This window comes from Pantoea sp. LMR881, assembly GCF_027157825.1.
GTDB classification, from domain to species: Bacteria; Pseudomonadota; Gammaproteobacteria; order Enterobacterales; family Enterobacteriaceae; genus Pantoea; species Pantoea haifensis.
Window position 1 is genome coordinate 3,646,861 of the sequence record NZ_JAPVOK010000002.1, and the last position, 22,032, is coordinate 3,668,892.

Consider the following 22,032-nt stretch of genomic DNA (forward strand, 5'->3'; position numbering starts at 1 on the left):
AAACCATCAGGCAAACATCACTTCAGCCCAACGCGCCAGCCCGGCGGTTACTGAAGCAAAATCATCGCCACCTGCGACTGGCGTACCTGGCAGGGCCTGCTGTAACGCGGCGCGCAGCAGCGGCGAACGGGCGCTGCCGCCGGTCAGATAAATAACATCGGGTTTAATCGAGCTGGTGGCAAGCGCCAAATCAACCTGCTCAAGAATTTTCTCCAGCGGCTGACTGATCGCTTCTTGCAGCATATTAACGCTAATCGCGGTATGCAGAGAGGGCGCGATGAAATCGAGCAGGGCGTCGGTTTCAGCACGATCGGATAGCGCAATTTTGCTCTCTTCTGCCGCACGCACCAGGCGATAGCTCAGTTTTTGCTGCCACACTTTCAGCAGGCGCGTAACCACGTCGCTGTTCTCAGCGTCGCGCACTAAATCGCGCAGCAGTTTGCCACAGGCAGCGGAATAAAATTCACTTTGTGCCGGAACGTCATTGATGGCAACGGCATTCCACCACGGCAGAGCGGGCAGGGCGGTGCCTTTTTGCGTGTTTCCACCCAGGCCCAGTAGCGGCATCAGCGTTTTGAATGCCAGCATGATGTCCAGATCGTTACCGCCGACACGGCAGCCGCTATGGCCAAGCAGGCTTTCGCGGCGATCGGCCTGATTGCGCCACTGTGGGCCCATCAGCAGCATGGAGCAGTCGGTGGTTCCGCCGCCAATATCGACAACCAGCACGCGCGTCTCTTTTTCCAGCGTGGCTTCAAAATCCAGACCGGCTGCAACCGGCTCAAACTGAAACTCAACATCCCGAAAGCCGGCGCGTCTGGCGGCGCGTAACAAAATGCCTTCTGCCTGCTGGTTAGCGTCTTCGCTGCCCAAACCCTGAAAGTTAATCGGGCGACCAATCACTGCCTGATCGATTGCCTGGCCGAGCTGGCTTTCACCTTGCTGACGAATATGCAGCATCATGGCGCACACCAGATCTTCAAACAGCGCAATCTGCTGCGGCTTCAGACCGCTGGCACCCAGAAAAGATTTAGGGGATTTAACGAACCAGACATCTTCAGGATCGACCATGTAGTTTTGTAGCGCGGTCAAACCGAATTGCACGCTGTTTGGCAGAACATCAATATCTTCTTCGCGGTTGAAACGCAGCGCACGCTGTAACAGCGCCGTGGTTTCGCTATCGGGTGTAGCAACCTGGTGGTGACGATAAAGCCATTCACTGATGGATTCACGCGTTGGCGCACAGATCATTGATGGTAGCAAACGCTGGCCATTTTCCAGCGTCAACAGACGCGGCGCACCTTTTCGCTTACTGCAATTGAACAGTTGGCCGTGCCGTAATCGAACCCTATGAACATTTTCGCCCCCATGCCGGAAAAAAGGGGGCGACTTTAGCGCAGCTTTAACTGGCTGGCAAGCTCCCACCAGAGGGATCATGAGCGGGAAGAAGAGGCTACTCAGCCAGCGTCTCAAGCCGTTGCGGTGCGGCCACTGCGCTGCCCCAGACACCACTGACTTCGCGGCTTGCCAGCGTGTTCAACACGGCAGGTACTGTAACCGGCCCCGCCAGTAATGCAATATTTCGCTGCCCGGCCTGACTCTGAATAATTGACACCAGCATTTCATCCATCAGGTTGCTATGCACGTTGGCGATCAGTTCAGGTGACAGCAGCAGGCAATCTACCATCTCGCCGGTCAGTTGATTGAATGCGTCAAGGTTGCGACCAAAATGCGCCAGCACAATGCGGCATCCGCAATGCCGTAATTGCAGCAGTGCCGCATGCAGGCGATCGCTGCCATTCAGCACGCTTGCCGCATCGAAGGCAAAACCGCTGCGACAGGTAGCCAGACCCGCTTGATTAAATCGGCTGCATAAGCGTTGCACGAACTCAGCATCGTTCAGCGCGTTGGCATTCAGAGGCAAAATCACAGCGATACCTTTTTTACTCAGCGTCTGCAGGTCATGCCGGAAGAAAGCCTCAATAATATTGTTATCGATCAACCGCTGTAAGGCTTCATCGGGCAAGTTATTACGTAACAGCGATTCATCTAGCAGCGTGCCATTTGCCGTAAACACCGGTTCCAGTAGCCAAAAAGAGTGGGCTTGCGGCGTTTGCGGCGGGGCAACCGCCCAGGCATTCAGATCAATTTTCAGCGCATTCAGGGCGGCGGCATTTAGCGGGTGGTGTTCACCCGCCAGCGGTAACTGATGTTGTTCATACACCACATACCGACCACGTCCGCTGCGTTTCGCGTTGTAACAGGCGACATCGGCCTGGGAAAGGACCTCGCTACTGTGGCAATTCTCAGGCGAGATTTGCGTCATACCGGCGCTGGCACCCACTTGATAAACACGGCCCAGCCAGTGGAAGCGGTAATCATTAATGGCGCTGACAATGCGCTGAACTACTTCGCGCGCGGGATCAACCTGACACTCCGGCATCAGCAGGGCAAATTCGTCACCCCCCAGTCGCGCCAGGAAGTCACTGCTGCGCAGGTGATGCTGCATCAATTCTGACAATTCACGTAACAGTGCATCACCTGCGGCATGTCCGGCCGTATCGTTCACCGCTTTAAATTTATCGAGATCGATAAATACCAGCACATGCTGCTGTTGATGCTCTGCGGCAGCCATCAACAGGCGTTTCAGCTGATGCTCAAAGCTGGCACGGTTTGGCAGGCGGGTCAGCGTGTCGTGCAGGGCGCTGTAACTCAGGCGCTTCATGACTTTACGCGATTCGCTGACATCCTGAATAACCATTACCGCCCCCATTTCTGCGCCCGCTTCAGATTTCAGCGGGGTGATGCTGTAGTGAATATCGAGCTTCTCACCCGCAGGTGTATGTAGTACCAGCTCTTCTGCAACATCTGGCGTAGTTTTTTCATGGGGCAAATGACACAACAGCAAATTTTCAATCTGCGCACCAAGGCGGCCCTGGGTAATGTGCAGCAGTTCACTTAAGGGTTTGCCAGCCGCTTGCTCCTGCGACCAGCCGCTAAGCTTTTCAGCGATGGGGTTCATAAAGGTCACGCGCATCTCTACATCGGTACTTATTACCGCTTCACCGATGGAATCAAGCGTGATGGCCATGCGCTCTTTTTCCTGGAACAGGGCCTCGTTCAGCGTGCGCAGCGAGGTGATGTCCTGACAAATTCCCAGCATGCGTTCAATACGGCCCTCCTGGCTCAAAAGCCGGTTTGCCTGCGTGCGTAACCAGCGTTGACCGTCAGGAGTAGTAATACGAAATTCCATGTGAAAGGCGCTGCGGTGTTCAATGGCCTGCTGGATGATCAAAGCAACATGTTCACGATCGGCTGGGTGCATCAAATGCAGCCAGAGATCGTAGCTGGGTGACTCATGAGGCGCGAGACCAAACAGCGCATACATCCGCTTGTCCCACAGCATTTCGCCAGTCAGTAAATTCCATTCCCATACGCCAATACCTCCTGCTTCATTGGCAAGGGTAATGCGCTCCATCAGGCGGCGATTCACCTGTTCGCTCTGTTTCAGTTCCGAAATATCGATGATTTGCGCAATAAAATAGAGCGGTTGCTGAGCCGCATCGCGTACCAGCGACACCGTAAGGCGCGCCCACACAATGTCATTGTCTTTACGAAAGTAGCGTTTTTCCAGCGTGTAGGTATAGATTTCACCGCTCAGCAATTTATTGAGCTGCGTCAGGTCATTATTGAGGTCGTCAGGATGCGTAATCTGCTGAAAGGTGAGGCGTTTGAGTTCATCTTCCGGGTAGCCAAGCGTCTGACACAGCGAATGGTTGACCTGAAGCCAGGCACCTTGTGGTGACACCAGCGCCATACCGATTGCAGAATACTCCATAGCATGACGAAAGCGCGTTTCGCTTTCACTGATATGATTTTTTTCACGCTGAAAAGCATCCATTATCAGTGACATCACGTGGCTGGGAATTAACACCAGCAAAAAGGGCAACCAACTGCTGATTTGGCCAAACGTACTGTTGCTTCTGCTCACAGAGATGAGATCAAATGCCAACAGCGTTGAGATAAAGCAGGCGTTGAGGAAAAACAGAATAAACGCCTCAAGTTTTGGCAGGCGTACTGCACACCAAAATAAAATCACCACGATAAAGGTAAACGGCCACGGCATGAAGCGCAGCGCCAGATAACTGGCGGTCAGGGTGAGTGCCAGCGTGAACAGGGTTTCAGTGATACGCAATTCTGAAAGATTGAGGCGCCTGTGCGGCCAGGGAAGCAACAGCAGAACCGGCCCGAGTGCCAGCATGCCAATCACTTCAGAGATGACCCACATATAAAAGAAAGAATAGGAGACTTTGTCGCCGGTATGCAGCAGCAACGTGGCTACTGCACCGCCAATTAGCGGCGTAATGATGCCAACTGAACCGATAAACCGCGCCCAGTCGAGCATTGAGTTCAGCGGAGCCCGCCGATCCAGTAAAAGACGTAACAGGAAGCCGCCAGTCAGCGCCTGCAACAGATTCAGGAGAACAAATTTTATATTCGAAAAGGCCGGGCCAATCACCAGGGCGTTAGCGAACGCGGTGCCAATAACACAGCACAGCAGCAGTAAAGGGAGATCGCGCAACGGGCAGCGAAACACCACCACGGTCATTAACGCTGTCGCAAACCACAGCGGGGAAATTTTTCCACTGACCATGATCAGTTCGAGGCAAAACAGCGTCAGAAAAAGGCGCTAACGCCCAGCAGTAAGGCGCTGAGCAATCGGTTGTGCGTTTTGTTTGGCGAGGACATTATTTCAATGGTCATGCATAAACCCAGCAGCGTGCACTGCTTCGCAAAGGCGAAATATGCACTCGTCATTCACTTTCGGGCATGCTAGCACATTCGTCAGAGAATATTGCCGTGAAATCACTTTTGTGCGTTATTCGAGGGATAGAATGACGCTTTGCTCAATAAAGAGTCATACTATTGATTACTTTCGAAAAAGATCGGCGCGGGTGAAGGGTTTTTCTAACCCCGCGAGATCGGCAGAAAAACGCTCAAGAAACTGCTGGGTAGTAGCAACACGACCGTGGCCGAACAGCAATAACGGCACCAGCAGCGCGACACTGACCTGCGGCCAGCTAAACCCTTTTAGTGCGGTACGCCGCTGGGAAATTAAAAAAGCCGTACTCAGGGTAAAACCCAGCAGCAAGCCCGTTGCCACTTCGCTTTTTGAGTGGGCGTGGATCACCAGTCGCGAGAAGCCAACCATCAGCGGGATCATATAGCCGACACCAATAGCAAAACCGCGCCATAAGACCGGCCAGCGGCCCGAGATCAGCCACAACATCACGGGCCATAGCGTAGCGGACATGGCGCTGTGGCCGCTAAAGCCGGTAAAGTTAAAGCGCGCACTGCCAATACCAAAGCCCAGAAACAGAATTTTGGACAGGCTGACAAACAGGCCTGCCAGGCCAAATGCCACAATCCAGTAAAGCACTGTGCGGCGATTATCACTCTTCCACGGTAGAACGAGTGCGATGATGACTGCTGTCGGAATCAACAACATGCTGTCGCCAAAATAGGTTAAGGTTTTCCAGTGCATAGGACTCCTTGTGAATGTGATCGGCTACAATGATTCCCGTTATCATTCGGCGAAAAAAGCGTTTCGCCAATGCCGGCTCATTCAAAACAAAATGGATAACCAGTTTATCGATGAAACGATTAGCTGCAAAAGGGTAAAATCTGAAAACGTGCTGGCGCCATTTCTCTGGCATCAAAACGACGAAATCCCTATACTTAGCGCCAACTCACCCTCTCCATTTAGGCCCGCGAACTGAACGCGTAATCCGTGTACAGTTGCAGGCTCCAGTTATCAGGTCTTTGAAAGTATGACTGACAAGTCTCATCAGTGCGTGATTGTTGGCATTGCCGGTGCCTCCGCATCCGGTAAAAGTTTAATCGCCAGCACGCTCTATCGTGAAATCCGTGATCAGGTTGGTGACGAGCATATCGGGGTGATCCCGGAAGATGCTTATTACAGAGATCAAAGTCACCTCACCATGGAAGAGAGGGTTAAAACCAATTATGACCATCCCAGCGCGATGGATCATGATTTGCTGTTGCAGCATTTGCGGGCGGCAAAAGCGGGCCAGGATATCCAGTTGCCTGTTTACAGCTATGTTGAACATACCCGCACCAAAGAATCGATTCATTTGAAACCCAAAAAAGTGATCATTCTGGAAGGGATTCTGCTGCTCACCGATGCGCGTCTGCGTCAGGAACTTAACTTTTCTATTTTTGTTGATACGCCACTGGATATCTGTTTGATGCGTCGTATGAAACGTGACGTTAACGAACGTGGACGTTCTATGGACTCCGTAATGAGCCAGTATCAGAAAACGGTGCGTCCCATGTTCCTGCAGTTTATCGAACCGTCTAAACAGTACGCCGATATCATTGTGCCGCGTGGTGGGAAAAACCGTATCGCTATTGATATCCTCAAAGCCAAAATCAACCAGTTTTTTGAATAGTCCGCGTCCCACGGGATGTGGTGCGAACAGTGCGCAGCGGCGTCTGTTCGCTACACTTACGTCATGGAGTTACGTCAATGAGATTATGCGACCGCGATATTGAAGCCTGGCTCGACACTGGCAAGCTGGCAATTACGCCGCGCCCCCCGGTGGAACGCATCAATGGCGCCACGGTCGATGTGCGTCTGGGCAACCAGTTCCGCACCTTTAGTGGACACACCGCAGCCTATATCGATCTGAGCGGTCCCAAACACGAAGTCAGCGCGGCGCTCGATCGCGTCATGAGCGACGAAATCGTGCTGCCGGAAGGTGAAGCCTTTTTCTTGCATCCGGGTGAGCTGGCGCTGGCGGTTACGCTGGAGTCGGTCACTATTCCTGACGATTTAGTGGGCTGGCTGGATGGGCGCTCCTCGCTGGCGCGTCTCGGTCTGATGGTGCATGTTACTGCGCACCGCATCGATCCTGGCTGGCATGGTCGCATCGTGCTTGAATTTTATAACTCCGGTAAATTGCCGCTGGCATTACGCCCTGGCATGCTGATTGGCGCACTGAGCTTTGAACCGCTCTCTGGCCCGGCTGCACGGCCTTATAATCGCCGCGAAGACGCTAAATACCGCGGACAGCAGGGTGCTGACGCCAGCCGTATCGACAAAGACTGATTGCACTGAGGATGTCATGAGAAGAGTGATAACCACGCTGGCCATCTTGTTGGTGGTGGTCGTAGCGGGAATGACCGCATTAGTATTACTGGTGAATCCCAACGACTTCCGTGCCTATATGGTGCAACAGGTTGAACAACGCAGTGGTTATCGGCTTGCATTACAAGGTGATCTGCGTTGGCACGTCTGGCCACAAATGAGCATTCTGGCCGGGCGCATGAGCCTGACCGCACCCGGTGCAGCGCAACCGCTGGTTTCGGCGGAGAATATGCGTCTTGATGTGGCGCTCTGGCCGTTGTTATCGCACCAGTTGCAAGTCAGACAGGTCATGTTGAAAAATGCGGTGGTGCGCGTCACCCCAGACAGCGCGACGCAAACGCCAAAAAATGCGCCACAGGCGCCACGTAATGAACAGCCCGCTTCGTCTTCAAACGGGTGGTCATTCGATATTGGCCAGCTTAAAGTTGCTGACAGCCTGCTGATTTGGCAGCGTGCGGGAGGAGAAGAATATAACTTCCGCAACTTTAATCTCAATCTGGAGCAGGACGCGCGTAAACAAGCCACAGTTGCGCTCAGTACCAGCCTGTCGCGTAATCAACGCAACGCGACCGTGAACCTCAAAGGCCAGCTGGATGCGGCACACTATCCGCATCGTCTTAGCGGTAAAATTAGTCAACTGGATTACACCCTTGCGGGTGCCAATATTCCTCCGCAGGGCATCAAAGGAACACTTAGCCTCGAAGGCAGCTGGCAGGATGACAACCAACAGTTTTCTGTGTCGAATCTGCAACTGGTTGCCAATGACACAACGCTGTCAGGTCATGCCGAAGGAAGCCTGGCCGTGCCGCAGCATTTAGCACTCAACCTGCATGCGACGACGCTTAATTTCGATAACCTGATGGCTAATGCGCCGGTGCCTGAGACGCAAGGTGCTCAACACGCGGTGGTGGCCCGCGCGCCGGTTATTGCCGAACCGCGCCTGCAAAATAATGCGGATTCGCAACTCAATACTTTGGATCTGCTGCTTCAACTGCGCGCTGATAATGCGGTATGGCGCGGCCTGACGCTGAATAATCTGCAAATTGACGCCAGTAATCAGCAAGGCTTAATGACGCTGAATACCTTCAAAGGTACGTCTGGCGCGGGCAGCTTCTCTTTGCCCGGGACGATAGATATTCGTCAGCCCGAAACGCGGGTTAACTTACGGCCAGAATTACAGCAGATTGCTATTCAGCCATTGCTTAAGGCTTTTGAATTACCCGAATCCTTGCAGGGAACGGTGACGCTTTCGGGTCAGCTTTCAGGAACAGACCTCTCTGTGGCGGCGGCGAAAAGCCGCTGGCAGGGCAGTGCAGAAATCAGCGCCAGCGATCTCAGGCTGGCCCAGATTAATCTGCAACAAATGGTGCGTCGTGCCGTGGCGCGAGTGAGTAATCGGGTAAGCAGTGATGGCAACGAAGAGCAGGGGATCAAACAGATTGCTGGAAAAATGGTGCTGGATCATGGGCAACTGACCTTCAGCGATCTGAACGGCAACGGAAACAAACTGGCATTACAGGGCAAAGGCCAGGTTAACCTGGTGCAACAGCAGTTAGATATGACGCTTGGCCTGAATCTCACCGGCTGGAGCGGTGATGAAAAGCTGGTGGCGGCCCTCTCTGAGCAGGCTATTCCGCTGCGCATATTTGGTAACTGGAATAATGTGCAATATTCATTGCCGGTCGATCAGATATTACGTGACAGGTTACAGAGCGAGGCAAAATCCCGTTTAAATCAGTGGATAGATCGCCAGCAGGATAATGACAAAAATCAAAATATGAAGAATTTACTGCGCCCGTAATGGGCGCTTTCATCATACTTCATAATCCGCAGTCGCAGGCTGCTGGATAATTTCGACTTTCTGAATGCGATGGTTATCTACCTGCAAAGTGCGTAACAGATAATTACCCACTTCCAGCTCTTCGCCTTCCTGTGGAATATGTTGCAGGCTATCCATCAATAATCCCGCCAGCGTGTGATAACTGCGCTTTTCATCCAGCGGCAATTTGACGTACATCGCAAGATCTTCCAGGGGCATATGGCCATTTGCAATCCAGCCGCCGTCGCCGTTGGGCTGAATATCATAACGTGCATCAATTTCCCCCGCTTCATTAGGCAGATTGCCTGCAATGGTTTCCATTACGTCACTCAGCGTCACCACCCCTTCAACTGAACCAAACTCATCCACCACAAATGCAAAGTGCGTATGAGCCTGTCGGAATTGCTCCAGTGCCTGTAACAGGGTTAATCGCTCCGGGAACACCAGCGGCTGGCGGATCAACGCACGAAGATCGAGGGAATCGTGATGCAGCGATTGATGCAGCAGATCGATGATGTGAACCACGCCCAGCGGTTCATTGGTATTTTCCGTCACCAGAATGCGGGTATGCTGATTGCGATCGAGGCGGGACATGATTTCTGCCGGATCTTCTCTCAAATCGATGTGCTCTACATCGTGACGTGAGGTCATAATAGTGTTGACGTGACGCTGCGCCAGCCCCAATACCCGGGCGATCATTACCCGCTCCTGGCGATCAAATAAGGCGCCAGAATGATTGTCCGCAATCAGAGACGATGTTTTTGCATCCAGTTCGGCCCGTTCAGCTTCACCCCGTAATAAACGAAGCACAGCTTCAGCAGTACGCTGGCGTAAAGGCTTACCCGCCGATAAAACCCGACGGCGATTAAATTGTGCCAGTTGATTAAGCGCCTCAATCAGCACTGAGAAACCAATCGCCGCATACAAATAGCCTTTCGGGATCACAAAGCCAAAGCCTTCCGCCACAAGGCTGAAACCAATCATCAGTAAAAAACTAAGACAGAGAATAACAATGGTGGGATGGCTGTTTACAAAGCGGGTAAGCGGCTTACTGGCTAATAACATCAATAAGATAGCGATAGTCACGGCCGTCATCATGACAGGCAAATCTTTTACCATGCCAACAGCAGTAATTACCGCGTCTAATGAAAAGATGGCATCCAGAACCACAATTTGTGCCACAACGGGCCAGAATTTAGCACCGACTTTTTGTTGACCTGGATCGTCATCACTGCCCTCGAGCCGTTCATTCAATTCCGTAGTGGCCTTAAATAGCAGAAAAATACCGCCAAACAGCAGCAGCAGATCGCGTGCACTAAAAGCGTGGTCCCACAGCGTTACCAGCGGTTGAGTCAGCGTCACCAGCCATGAAAGTGAGGCAAGCAGCAGTAATCGACACAGCAGCGCAAGCACTAAGCCAATCACCCGCGCGCGGTCGCGAAGCTTTTCTGGAAGCTTCTCCACCAGGATAGCGATAAACACTAAGTTATCAATGCCCAGCACCAGCTCAAGAACGATAAGCGTGACTAATCCTGCCCACAGCGAAGGATCGGTTATTCCCTCCAACATGCTTTATTCACCTGAATGTCTGAAAATGAGGTTTATCTGATGATAGTGGAGTAAAAAGCAGGCGACAAATAGCCGTTCTGTAAGGTTTCGGCTCGCTTTATGTCAGTATATTGCCTGATTTTGACAGCCGCTTTTTTCGTATTGCATTAAATTTGCACGCGAGGAAAAAGTGAATCTCGCAAAGCCAATAACTTTTCGTCTCATTCTGGCATGCAATTCTGATGCAATTTCTTCGCGCTTTGAGTATGGAATAAATCTGAATTTTGCAGAGGGAATGGTAAGTGCTGACTGGCCTCAATACTAATGAGTGGTAGTCTTATTCCTAAAATAGTCCAGGGAAGGCGGGGCCTACTTGTAAACAAGCCAGTAATAACTAGTATAGCAACGAGTTAGTAAATGTCTGCGCTTATGTTGTTATTCGCGCGGTGAATCAGCGTTAAAAGTTATGAATTGTGATCTCGACCGGGAAAGCGGCGCTTTATGCGTCCCTTATCGGTTCATCATGCAGGGAAATATGATGATTAGCGGTATTGGCAGCGACAGCCAAGGGCGGTAGCGTGCCTGAATTGCTTTCTTCGTTTATTAAATAACCAACTCATTACTGCATGAAAGTCAGAGTAATCTGTTGGTATCTATCACAATTTTATTGGTTTATTGGTAAGAGCATTGGCGTAAACGCCGCAGGAGCTCACCTCAGCAACGTTTCAGCCTGAAAATGCAACACCGCTCAATTAATATACAGGCTTGAGCGTTACGGGTTTAAGGAAATAAAATAAAGAGTTAAATATGCGCGACACCGAATTTACGTTTAAAAGTCTTATCACCAAATTATTATTAGCCTGTTCAGATTTAATTTGCTTCAATGCGGCATTATTTGTCGCAATGATGCTTATTAATATGATGTCAGATTCACCGCTGGCAGATATATCTGAAAAAGAAATGAATTTAAAAATCGCCACCCATATTTGTCTGTCCATTATTTGCGTAGGATGGTTTTGGGTCAGGCTGCGTCACTATACTTACCGCAAGCCTTTCTGGTTCGAATTAAAAGAAATTTTTCGTACCATTCTTATTTTCTCCGTTATTGATTTGTCGATTACCGCATTATCACAATGGCAGATGTCGCGCTTTGTGTGGTTATTAACATGGGCGCTGGCGTTAATGTTAATTCCTGTTTGCCGTGCTCTTTCAAAACGCGTCTTGAATCAATACGGTTTGTGGAAAAAGCAAACCATTATTATCGGCAGCAGTAAAAATGCACAGGAAGCCTGGCAGGCATTACAGAGTGAAGAAGTGATGGGCTTTGATGTCATCGCCTTTTACGACGTTGACGGCACCTGTCCACAAGGCAGCATTTCCGGCGTGCCGGTTCTGCGTGATGAGCAGGAATTATGGAGCCTGACCAACAGCGAAACGCAGTTTATCGTGGCGGTTGAATTTGAGCAGAGCCAGTATCGTGACATGTGGCTGAAATCGCTGGCGATGCACAATTGCCGTTCAGTTTCTGTCATTCCTACCCTGCGCGGTGTGCCACTTTACGGCACGGATATGGCGTACATCTTTAGCCACGAAGTGATGATTCTTCGGGTGCAAAATAATCTGGCAAAACGGACTTCGCGCTTCCTGAAACGTGCATTCGATATCGTAGGCGCGCTCGCCATTATCGTGATGTTACTGCCTGCGCTTCTGGTGCTGGGTTTCATGGTGGGTCGTGACGGGGGCCACCCATTTATGGTCATGAACGCGTGGGTATGAATGGTCGTAAATTCAAATGCCTTAAGTTTCGCTCCATGGTGATCAATTCAAAAGAAGTGCTGGAAGAAGTCTTGCGCACCGATCCGGTGGCCCGGGCGGAATGGGACAAAGATTTCAAACTTAAAAACGATCCACGCATTACTAAAGTGGGCCATTTTATCCGTAAAACCAGCCTCGACGAACTGCCACAGTTGTGGAACGTGGTTCGGGGAGACATGAGTCTGGTTGGTCCGCGCCCCGTGATTGAAGACGAACTTTGTCGTTATGCCGGTGATGTTGATTATTACCTGATGGCGAAGCCAGGCATGACGGGATTGTGGCAGGTCAGCGGTCGTAACGACGTTGATTATGAAACGCGGGTCTATTTTGACTCGTGGTATGTGAAAAACTGGTCACTGTGGAATGACATCGCCATTCTGTTCAAAACAGTGGGTGTCGTGCTGAAGCGAGATGGTGCGTATTGATCGTGAGGCGAAAAGGGGAACGTACTGTACAGGTTCTCCACTTTTAGTGCCGTTGTCAGGCGTCTCTTTAGCAGCCATAAACCAAGGCGTTAAGTCATTATTTGATAGCACTCATGATGTACTTAAAGGTATTTCGCCTTGTTCACTGGCGGCGACAGAAAAAACAGGAGCAAAGGATAATGAACAACAGGTTCAGTGCTTAATTAGATGGGTTTACTTTTTGTTGGACGCTTACACAGCGGCGTATTCGCCTCTATCAATCAATAACTGATAGCGAAGATCTAAATGATTACAATCAAAATGAAATTGATACCTTTGTTGGTATCCGCCACTTTTCTCACCGGGTGTACGATCGAACCAGGTCAACGCCTGTCCACTATGGGAAAAGATGTCATTGAGCAACAGGACAGCAACTTTGACATCGACAAATACGTCAACGTCTTTCCATTAACACCGCGCCTGGTCGAGCAGATGCGTCCCAAACCCCTCGTTGCGCAAGCCAATCCTGCGCTGCAAAACGAGATTCAAAACTATGAATACCGTATCGGTGTTGGTGATGTACTGACCGTAACCGTATGGGATCACCCAGAACTGACAACCCCAGCGGGGCAGTATCGTAGTGCCAGCGACACCGGCAACTGGGTGCATTCCGACGGGACAATCTTCTACCCTTACATTGGTCGTGTTCGCGTAGCGGGCCGTACCGTTGGGGAAGTACGTAACGAAATTGCACGCCGCCTGGCACAGTACATTGAAAGCCCTCAGGTTGATGTCAGCATCGCGTCGTTTAAATCGCAAAAAACTTACGTAACCGGCTCGGTCACCACGTCAGGCCAGCAGCCCATTACTAACGTGCCATTGACCATTCTGGATGCCATCAACGCCGCGGGCGGCCTGACTGCCGATGCAGACTGGCGCAATGTGGTACTCACCCATAATGGTCGCGAGCAGCGCATTTCTCTGCAGGCATTGATGCAAAATGGCGACCTGAGCCAAAACCATCTGCTCTATCCTGGCGACATTCTGTATGTGCCACGTAACGATGAGCTGAAAGTCTTCGTCATGGGTGAAGTGCGTCAGCAAACGACCCTGAAGATGGACCGTAGCGGCATGACTCTGGCGGAAGCACTGGGTAATGCACAAGGCATGGATCAAACCACGTCTGACGCAACGGGTGTGTTTGTTATCCGTCCAATCCGTGGCACCAATCGCAGCAAGATTGCCAACATCTATCAGTTGAATACTAAAGATGCGGCATCGATGGTGATGGGTACCGAATTCCAACTGGAACCTTACGACATCGTGTATGTCACCTCCACGCCGCTCACGCGTTGGAACCGCGTAATTTCGCAGCTGTTGCCGACCATCGCGGGCATCAACGACGCGAGCGAGAGCGCACTGCGTTTCCGCAACTGGTCAAACTAAGGTTTAGCCATGATTACGTCCGTGTTAGTCGTTTGCGTTGGCAACATTTGCCGCTCTCCAACCGGGGAGCGCCTGTTTAAACGCGCACTTCCTCATACCCGTGTAGCCTCAGCAGGGCTTGGCGCGCTGAAAGGTTACCCGGCAGACCAGACTGCCAGTGATGTGGCCGCTGTACACGGCCTGTCGCTGGAAGGTCATCAGGCGCAGCAATTAACGGCAGATATGTGCCGTAATTACGACCTGATTCTGGTCATGGAGAAGCGGCACGTTGAGCAGGTTAATCGCATCGACCCGGCCGCACGTGGCAAAACCATGTTACTTGGGCACTGGCTCAATCAACGAGAAATTGCGGATCCGTACAGAAAAAGCCGTGAGGCCTTTGAAGAGGTTTACGGGTTACTGGAAAACGCTACCCAGAAATGGGTCAACGTATTAAGCCGATAGTTGGGATTATCCATGAATATAAAAAACAAGGTTATGACCGCGCCGAGAGAGGATTCGAATGGATGGGATCTGGCGCATCTTGTGGGACAGCTGATCGATCATCGCTGGATCATTGTTGCCGTTACCGCCTTCTTTATGCTGGTGGGAACGCTCTACACACTCTTCGCAACGCCGATCTACAGTGCTGATGCCTTAGTGCAGGTTGAGCAGAAGAATGCCAGTTCGGTACTCGACGATCTGCAAAACATTCTGCCAGCCACGCCAGCATCAGATACGGAAATTCAAATTCTGGAATCCCGTATGGTTATCGGTAAAACCGTTAACGATCTGGGTCTGGACACGGTTGTTGAGCAGAACTATTTCCCGGTTATCGGTAAAGGTTTGTCACGCCTGATGGGCAACAAACCGTCTGATATTGCTATTTCCCGCCTGGAAATTCCCCGCACGGTTGATAAGCGTAATGTTGAGCTGGAAGTCACCGGCCCCGATACCTATACCGTTTCGAAAGATGGCGACGAGCTGTTCAAGGGTAAAGTCGGTCAGCTGGAAACTCACGGTGAGATCACCATGCTGGTGAGCGGAATCGACGCTGAAGAAGGCACCAGCTTCACTGTCACCAAGCTGAACGATCTGCAAGCCATCAACTCGGTATTGAGTAATTTGTCCGTCGCGGATAAAGGTAAAGATACCGGCGTATTAGGCCTGGAATATTTGGGTGAAGATCCCGTTAAGACCAGCAAAGTTCTGAGTCAGATCGTCAATAACTACCTGTTGCAGAACGTTGAGCGTAAATCTGAGCAAGCGGAAAAAAGCCTGGAGTTCCTGCGTAATCAGTTGCCGCAAGTGCGCGCCAAACTGGATGACGCGGAAAACAAGCTGAACACATTCCGTCGCCAGAACGAATCGGTTGACCTTTCACTGGAAGCCAAATCAGCCCTGGATTCATCGGTCAGCGTGCAGAGCCAGTTAAATGAGCTGACTTTCCGTGAAGCGGAAGTTTCACAGCTGTTCACCAAAGATCACCCGACTTACCGTGCATTGCTGGAAAAACGCAAAACGCTGGAAGGTGAGCAGGCGCAGCTGAACAAGAAAATTTCGCAAATGCCGCAAACGCAGCAAGAGATCTTACGTCTGACGCGTGATGTTCAGTCAGGCCAGGAAATCTACATGCAGTTGCTGAATCGTCAGCAAGAGTTGGGCATCAGTAAAGCCAGCACCGTAGGTGATGTTCGTATCATCGATAATGCTGAAACAGCCAACTCACCTGTCGCCCCGAAGAAAATGTTAATCATTGCAGCTAGCCTGCTCTTCGGCCTGTTCGTTTCAGTCGGTTTGGTTCTGCTGAAAGCGTTACTGCATCACGGCATCGAAAACCCGGATCAGCTGGAAGAGCTGGGCATGAACGTGTACGCCAGCGTCCCGCTTTCTGAGTGGCAGCGTAAAAAGGATACCGAAGCACTGGCGCGTCGCGGTCAAAAACTCAAAAGCGATCCGCACGATACGTTGCTGGCGCTGGGTAACCCAACTGACCTGTCGATCGAAGCGATACGTAGTCTGCGTACCAGTCTGCATTTCGCCATGATGGAAGCGAAGAACAATATCCTGATGATTACCGGTGCCAGCCCAGGAATTGGTAAAACCTTTATCTGTGCCAACCTGGCAACGCTGGTGTCAAAAGCGGGCCAGCGTGTACTGTTCATTGATGGTGATATGCGTCGTGGTTATACCCATGAACTGTTAGGCGCTGAAAACAAGTCAGGCTTGTCGAACGTGCTGTCAGGGAAAACTGAATTCAGCCCGGCGCTGATTCAAAAAGGTGTGTATGGCTTTGACTTCCTGCCACGCGGCCAGGTGCCACCGAACCCGTCGGAACTGTTAATGCATCGCCGCATGGGTGAGTTGCTGGATTGGGCAAGCAAGAACTACGACCTGGTGCTGATCGATACGCCGCCAATTCTGGCTGTTACCGATGCGTCAATCATCGGTAAGCTGGCAGGCACTTCGCTGATGGTGGCGCGTTTTGAAACCAACACCACGAAAGAAGTGGATGTGAGTTTCAAACGCTTTGCCCAGAATGGTATTGAGATTAAAGGTGTGATCCTTAACGCCGTGGTACGTAAAGCGGCGAATGCTTACGGGTATGGTTTCGACTATTACGATTATGAATACGGTAAACCGACCAAAAGCTGATCATTGAGTGGTTAAAGGGGCGGGCAGACCGCCCCTTTTTATCGCACGATTTGCATGACGACACGCAACGATTTGCACAGGTCATTCTGTGGTCAACGCTAAAACAACGCGACGAACCTAAACGTCTTATAACGCGTGCCTCTAAACAGAAGCCTTATCAACGTGACTTTTCGTTCACTATCCGCCTTTGGTGCGGAGTGCACGATACGCTGAGACAGCTGGATGTCATTAGCGCAAGTCACTGTTGGCATGAGAACTTGTGGAATTAAGGAATCACACCATGGCTCCATATTGGTATATATCAGGGTTTTTGCTGGTCATTGGTCTGGTCGAAATCCTGCTGAAAAAAATGAACGAAGCATTCATCTTCTTACCTGGATGCTTTGTGTTGCCGCGGTTACATTAATTATCTTTGGTGGCATTCGTGGATTAGGCACGGGAATGGATGATTACCAGTACCGCAGCTTCTTTGACGATTTTATTCAACGTATTCAGGTTAACGGTTTCTTTACCACCGTGGCGTTCTTCCGTTACGAGCCGTTGATTTTTGCTATTGCCTGGATAACCAGCCTGATTTCACATAACTCAAGCGCATTTTTATTTGTGTTCTGTATTCTGGCGGTTGCGGTCAATGCCATTTTCTTCAAAAAAATGTCGCCATATCCAGTTCTGGCGCTGGTGCTTTATTCCGCACACATTTACATCAACAAAGATGTAAACCAGATACGCTTTGGATTAAGTTCCGCCTTTTTTCTCGGTGTGCTGTGGACAATCTATTTAAAACGTTACTGGCTGGCATTTGGTTTTTTTGTACTCTCATTCTTAAGTCATAACACTGCAGTTATGGTCGTTACCATTATTCCTTTCCTGTTTATTCGTGAATCACGCTGGTGGCCGGTGCTGATAATCGTCGCGAGTATCCCGCTGTCAAAAGTAGGTGGAATGGGATTTGTTGCCTTGATTTCCTCCCATCTGGGATCGTTAGGGGAAAGGGCTGCGGGATATAATAACGATAACTCAGCGGCGGCAGAGACCGGCAGCGTCTTCTCTATTTCTAACCTGAAGAATGTGGCGTTAGTGTTTATCTTTGTCTATTTCATGTTAAGCGAACAGCTCAAACGTGACGACTATGCACTTTACCGCCTCAATTATTTATTAATTTTGACGTTCGCTATTGGCGGCGGGATCAGGATCTTCTTTTATAACTACTCTTCAGGCGCACGCTTGTCGAACTACCTGTTGCAGGTTGAACCGATACTTCTCACGTCGTTGATTTATCAGTCCAGAAAAATATTAAAACCTGCAATGTTTGCGATGTTTGCTTTCTTTCTTGTCTATTACCTCTATTACAACACGATTTCACAGAAGCAGGCCGTTGTTGGCTATGAAGTTGCTCGTGAATTCAAAGTATTTCATTAACGTTTAAGAGGAACTATGACAAAAACGTTGCTTACCGTTCTGATGATGTCTGCGCCACTGCTGGCGCAGGCAGCCGATAATCAAAAGCCGCTTATTATTGCCGCCTACGGTGATTCGACTACCGCAGGGGTTATTTCCTCTGGTGGCCGGAATGTCATTACAAAAAACAACGAAATTAACTATTTACATCAGTTATTGAAAAAGACGTATGGCGATGATATTGAAGTGAAAAATCATGGCGTACCGGGTGCGCAAGCCGCTGAACTGGTGATAACGCAGGACAATAAATCGCATCTGGATTGGGCAGAGCGTATGCGTCAATCCAGTGCCAGTATCATTTTACTGAATTACGGCATCAACGATGCGCGTATTTATTTTTATAAAGATAAGAAAGCACACCAGGAAAGCCCACAAGAATATAGACGTATTATGACGGCACTGGTGAAAGGGGCGAAAGCCAGTAATAAGTTGGTGATATTACAAGAGCCGAACCCTGTTTGTGGCCGGGCAGAACGCTGGAATATCTGGCCTTATGTTTATCAGTTAAATGAAGTTGCGAAAGAGCAAAATGTACCGATTGTAAGGCAGTTTAGTGTGATAAAAGAGAATCGTGACTGGCAAAAAGAGATGTCGCCAGATTGTATCCATCCTTCTGAAGAACTTTATAAGCAAAAAGCACAGCGTACTTTCGATGTATTGAGCGCCAGTTTTGATAAAGTTTTAAAGCGTAACAGCTAATGGTTTTTAACAGGAGCTGACATGTATATTTTTATCATGGTGCTGTCATTTTGTTTGGCGCTCCTTATTTTGCGCGCCTTTTCTTACCATAAAGGTATTTACAACGAGAGCGGCATAAAAAGTATTTCCGGGATGCGTGCGCTACTGGCAAGCATCGTCGCGTTTTCTCATTTGGTTCACTATATCTATTCACTTGATCACGAGTGGATCTTTGATAAGCATTATTTCTCGCTGTTTTCAGAAGGTAACTTTTTCGTTAATGCGGGCAAATTTGGCGTGCTGCTATTTTTCATGATCTCAGCATTCCTGTTTTATCGCTGGCTGGATAACGAGGCGATGTCGCCGGGACAGCTGACAGTGAAGTTACTAAAATCACGCATACGGCGTATTTTACCGATGTTCTGGTTTTCGGGTTTTGTCATTATCAGCATCGGTTTGCTGCACGGCGATCTCAAATTTGGCTTCACTCAATTAACAGATGCTGTGCAGTGGCTGTTGTTTGTAGGCAATTACTACATTGGCAGCTTCTTAACGGCGGATGTTAACGCTGGCGTAGAGTGGACGTTGCGCCTGGAATGGATGCTCTATTTATCGATCCCGCTGATTTACGTGGTGAATCGCGCAACGGGCGGCAAATATAAAACGCTGTTAATCATGGCGTCGATTGGCATCATTTTTGTGTGGCCGTGGGTTTGCGTTTATGGAGTACGGCTTACACCGATCCTCGCCCGGTGCTCGGTTTTGCTATGGGGTATATGGCGTATACCTACCGGGACCTGTTTACCCGCTATAAAACATCAAGTGTTGCGAGCATCGTTGTGATACTGCTGACGCTGTTCTCACTGACGTTTACCAGTAACAATTTCTTTTACCTGGTCTTTCTGGTGTGCCTGTCAGGCATCTTTCTGATTGTCAGCAGCGGCAATGCCGTGTTTGGACTGCTGGAAAACAAAACCCTGATGGCGATTGGCGAAGTCAGTTACAGCCTCTATCTGATTCATGGCGTGGTGCTTTACTTCATCAAGCAAATCCCGGCGTCAATGATTCAGCATTCGTTTCTGTTTTATACCTTGCTCTCCACACTCTTCTTCGTGGTCTCGTTTTATGTTGCGAAGTTGACTTACCTCTATGTGGAAAAGCCGTTTATTGGCAGCAGCAAGAAAAAAGTGGCGATCAAAGCCTCGCCATCAAATTAGGACATCAACGAATTTCTTTTATACAGATTATGTCTTTAAATTTTGTGTTATTTGAATGAGGTGCTGGCAATGAAGGATATTCGTTTCTCCATCGTAATTCCTGCTTACAACGCGTCAGAATCTATCGTTACCACACTCGATTGTGTTAAAGCGCAGAGCTACCGCAATTTTGAAGTGATTATCGTGGATGATAAATCCGCTGATGCCGCTGCGCTGGCTGAAGTCGTGCGCAGCGAACGCTATCAGGATTTAGCTATCAATCTGGTGCTGTCTGACGTAAAGCTGAACGGAGCGGGTGCCCGTAATAAAGGTATTGAATTAGCGACGGGCGATTATGTCAGCTTTCTGGACGCCGATGATGAATGGCATGCTGACAAATTATTGAAAGTCAGTGAAAAAATTGCTGAGCTGGAGGCCCAGGGCAAGCAAAACGTTGTCATCTTCAGCCAGGTGAATATCTATCAGGATGGCAATTTCCTGAAAGTCATGCCAATGCAGCCACCGGGTAAAGATGAAACCGTTGCTGAATATCTGTTTGGCTGCTATGGCTTTATCCAGACCAGCACCATTGTGTTGAAGCGGGAAGACGCGGCTAAAATCCAGTTTGATGCGCGCTATATTCGTCATCAGGATTATGACTTCTGCATTCGCGCTGACCGTATGGGTTATGCCTTCGAAATGATTAGCGCACCCCTGGCGAATTATCATCTGGTCACCAAATTTGGTTCCAAACATAAAGGCGAATCGGTGAAGTATTCGATTTTCTGGCTGGATACCATGAAACCGCACCTGACGCCGCGTGACATTCACACTTACAAAGCCTTCAAACTGCCGTTGCGCTATAAAATGGATGGTAATGCCTTGATGGCTAGCGTGAGCTTTGCACGCTACTTCTTTCTGACCAATAAAGACAATCGCGCTTACTTTATGAATCGTCTGAAAGATAAGGTGAGGTCGCGTTTTGGCGGTGAGAAGGCGCTCTCCTGAGTCCTTTAGATCCGCTTTGCTCCTGTTAGCAGGCGCAAATTTTTGGTGATTTCTTTTTTATTCAGGAACGAAGATGATTAATCACGTTGGAACCGTTGGCATCGTTATGCCTATGTATAACGCACGTCAGACGGTATTACGCGCCGTGCAATCTATTATCAATCAGAGTTACACCGACTGGCACCTTTATCTGGTCAATGATAAATCCACCGACGACTCACTCGAATTTGTTCGTGAACATTGTCAGGATGCACGTATTACCATTCTGGATAACGCCGTTAACATGGGGGCCGCAGAAACCCGCAACGTAGGGCTACGGGCGGCCCGCGAAGAGATCATTGCTTTTCTTGATAGCGATGATGAGTGGCATACTGACAAACTGGCACAGCAGGCCGCAGCCATTGCGGCTGGCGATGATTTTGTTATTACCGAATATCACTATAAAACCCGCAACGCCGACCACGATATCACCTATTCCAAACCCTACCTGCAACAAGAAAACTTCGTAAAGAAGCAGTATCGCGTCTGTTTCTCATCGGTCTGTTTCCGCCGTCCGCCACAGGGTATTTTCTTCCAGCGGAAAGGCCACGAAGATTTTCTGTTCCTTTTTGAATTGTTTACCCGCTATAAGCAGGCACGCGTGATTCAGACAATTCTTGTCAATTATTACGAATTAGGGGATTCCCTTTCACGCAATAAAAACAAAGCGGCGAAATGGCACCTTGAATTATTAAGAATTATCTATAAAAACAATCCTTTAAAAATCTATTACTATTACGCCTGGTATATGGTGAATGGGGTGCTGTTTACCCTTAAGCATCGTTAAGCCGATCGGCAGGATTGTCTTTTATTCTT

General features: G+C 49.7%; 12 protein-coding genes and 5 pseudogenes. 13 read left to right on the forward strand and 4 right to left on the reverse strand.

Going from position 1 to position 22,032, the window contains the following annotated elements:
- Window positions 1–6: 6 nt before the first annotated feature.
- From yegD to O3W44_RS18925, 3 genes and pseudogenes are all read right to left on the reverse strand, one after another.
- Window positions 7–1,358, reverse strand: a pseudogene (gene yegD / locus O3W44_RS18915) (molecular chaperone).
- Window positions 1,359–1,453: 95 nt separating this feature from the next.
- Window positions 1,454–4,764: pseudogene (locus O3W44_RS18920) on the reverse strand (diguanylate cyclase).
- A 166-nt stretch (window positions 4,765–4,930) separates the two neighbouring features.
- Window positions 4,931–5,545, reverse strand: coding sequence for a phosphatase PAP2 family protein (locus tag O3W44_RS18925; protein ID WP_269294249.1), 615 nt, complete (start codon window positions 5,543–5,545; stop codon window positions 4,931–4,933).
- 286 nt (window positions 5,546–5,831) lie between these two features.
- Between O3W44_RS18925 and udk the strand changes: the two genes are divergently transcribed.
- From udk to asmA, 3 genes are all read left to right on the forward strand, one after another.
- The gene (udk, locus tag O3W44_RS18930) at window positions 5,832–6,473 is read left to right on the forward strand and encodes a uridine kinase (RefSeq protein WP_269294250.1); all 642 of its coding nucleotides are present in this window, start codon (window positions 5,832–5,834) and stop codon (window positions 6,471–6,473) included.
- 77 nt (window positions 6,474–6,550) lie between these two features.
- The gene (gene dcd, locus O3W44_RS18935; RefSeq protein WP_269294251.1) at window positions 6,551–7,132 is read left to right on the forward strand and encodes a dCTP deaminase; all 582 of its coding nucleotides are present in this window, start codon (window positions 6,551–6,553) and stop codon (window positions 7,130–7,132) included.
- Between the two features lie 16 nt (window positions 7,133–7,148).
- Window positions 7,149–8,972, forward strand: a complete 1,824-nt coding sequence (gene asmA / locus O3W44_RS18940; protein WP_269294252.1) for an outer membrane assembly protein AsmA — start codon at window positions 7,149–7,151, stop codon at window positions 8,970–8,972.
- Window positions 8,973–8,984: 12 nt separating this feature from the next.
- Here asmA and O3W44_RS18945 read toward each other — a convergent pair whose 3' ends face one another.
- Complete coding sequence (locus tag O3W44_RS18945; protein ID WP_269294253.1) at window positions 8,985–10,559, reverse strand: TerC family protein; 1,575 nt, start codon at window positions 10,557–10,559, stop codon at window positions 8,985–8,987.
- Between the two features lie 786 nt (window positions 10,560–11,345).
- On the opposite strand from O3W44_RS18945, the pseudogene wbaP reads away from it, so the two are divergent.
- The 10 genes and pseudogenes from wbaP (at window position 11,346) to O3W44_RS18995 (ending at window position 22,003) form a co-directional block, all read left to right on the forward strand.
- Window positions 11,346–12,778: pseudogene (wbaP, locus tag O3W44_RS18950) on the forward strand (undecaprenyl-phosphate galactose phosphotransferase WbaP).
- Window positions 12,765–13,049, forward strand: a complete 285-nt coding sequence (locus tag O3W44_RS18955) for a hypothetical protein (protein WP_269294254.1) — start codon at window positions 12,765–12,767, stop codon at window positions 13,047–13,049. The pseudogene wbaP and the gene O3W44_RS18955 overlap by 14 nt, the downstream one beginning before the upstream one ends.
- Before the next feature lie 14 nt (window positions 13,050–13,063).
- Window positions 13,064–14,203, forward strand: a complete 1,140-nt coding sequence (locus tag O3W44_RS18960) for a polysaccharide export protein (RefSeq protein ID WP_269294255.1) — start codon at window positions 13,064–13,066, stop codon at window positions 14,201–14,203.
- Window positions 14,204–14,212: 9 nt separating this feature from the next.
- Window positions 14,213–14,647: an arsenate reductase/protein-tyrosine-phosphatase family protein gene (locus tag O3W44_RS18965; RefSeq protein WP_269294256.1), complete on the forward strand. Its 435-nt coding sequence runs from the start codon at window positions 14,213–14,215 to the stop codon at window positions 14,645–14,647.
- Between the two features lie 12 nt (window positions 14,648–14,659).
- Entirely contained in the window at window positions 14,660–16,837 is a 2,178-nt protein-coding gene (wzc, locus tag O3W44_RS18970; RefSeq protein WP_269294257.1) for a tyrosine-protein kinase Wzc, read from the forward strand.
- Between the two features lie 280 nt (window positions 16,838–17,117).
- Window positions 17,118–18,256 (forward strand): annotated as a pseudogene (locus O3W44_RS18975) (EpsG family protein).
- 15 nt (window positions 18,257–18,271) lie between these two features.
- Window positions 18,272–18,994 carry an SGNH/GDSL hydrolase family protein gene (locus O3W44_RS18980; RefSeq protein ID WP_269294258.1) on the forward strand — a complete coding sequence of 241 codons (723 nt, stop codon included), beginning with the start codon at window positions 18,272–18,274 and terminating at the stop codon, window positions 18,992–18,994.
- Window positions 18,995–19,126: 132 nt separating this feature from the next.
- Window positions 19,127–20,190: pseudogene (locus tag O3W44_RS18985) on the forward strand (acyltransferase family protein).
- A 69-nt stretch (window positions 20,191–20,259) separates the two neighbouring features.
- Entirely contained in the window at window positions 20,260–21,177 is a 918-nt protein-coding gene (locus tag O3W44_RS18990) for a glycosyltransferase family 2 protein (RefSeq protein ID WP_269294259.1), read from the forward strand.
- A gap of 73 nt (window positions 21,178–21,250) precedes the next feature.
- Entirely contained in the window at window positions 21,251–22,003 is a 753-nt protein-coding gene (locus tag O3W44_RS18995) for a glycosyltransferase family 2 protein (protein ID WP_269294260.1), read from the forward strand.
- Window positions 22,004–22,032: the final 29 nt, after the last annotated feature.

Coding starts and splice junctions, on each gene's coding strand:
- udk (WP_269294250.1), top strand. CDS start 5,832: ATGACTGACAAGTCTCATCAGTGCGTGATTGTTGGCATTGCCGGTGCC.
- dcd (WP_269294251.1), top strand. CDS start 6,551: ATGAGATTATGCGACCGCGATATTGAAGCCTGGCTCGACACTGGCAAG.
- O3W44_RS18955 (WP_269294254.1), top strand. CDS start 12,765: ATGGTGCGTATTGATCGTGAGGCGAAAAGGGGAACGTACTGTACAGGT.
- O3W44_RS18945 (WP_269294253.1), bottom strand. CDS start 10,559: ATGTTGGAGGGAATAACCGATCCTTCGCTGTGGGCAGGATTAGTCACG.
- wzc (WP_269294257.1), top strand. CDS start 14,660: ATGAATATAAAAAACAAGGTTATGACCGCGCCGAGAGAGGATTCGAAT.
- O3W44_RS18990 (WP_269294259.1), top strand. CDS start 20,260: ATGAAGGATATTCGTTTCTCCATCGTAATTCCTGCTTACAACGCGTCA.
- O3W44_RS18965 (WP_269294256.1), top strand. CDS start 14,213: ATGATTACGTCCGTGTTAGTCGTTTGCGTTGGCAACATTTGCCGCTCT.
- asmA (WP_269294252.1), top strand. CDS start 7,149: ATGAGAAGAGTGATAACCACGCTGGCCATCTTGTTGGTGGTGGTCGTA.
- O3W44_RS18995 (WP_269294260.1), top strand. CDS start 21,251: ATGATTAATCACGTTGGAACCGTTGGCATCGTTATGCCTATGTATAAC.
- O3W44_RS18960 (WP_269294255.1), top strand. CDS start 13,064: ATGATTACAATCAAAATGAAATTGATACCTTTGTTGGTATCCGCCACT.
- O3W44_RS18980 (WP_269294258.1), top strand. CDS start 18,272: ATGACAAAAACGTTGCTTACCGTTCTGATGATGTCTGCGCCACTGCTG.
- O3W44_RS18925 (WP_269294249.1), bottom strand. CDS start 5,545: ATGCACTGGAAAACCTTAACCTATTTTGGCGACAGCATGTTGTTGATT.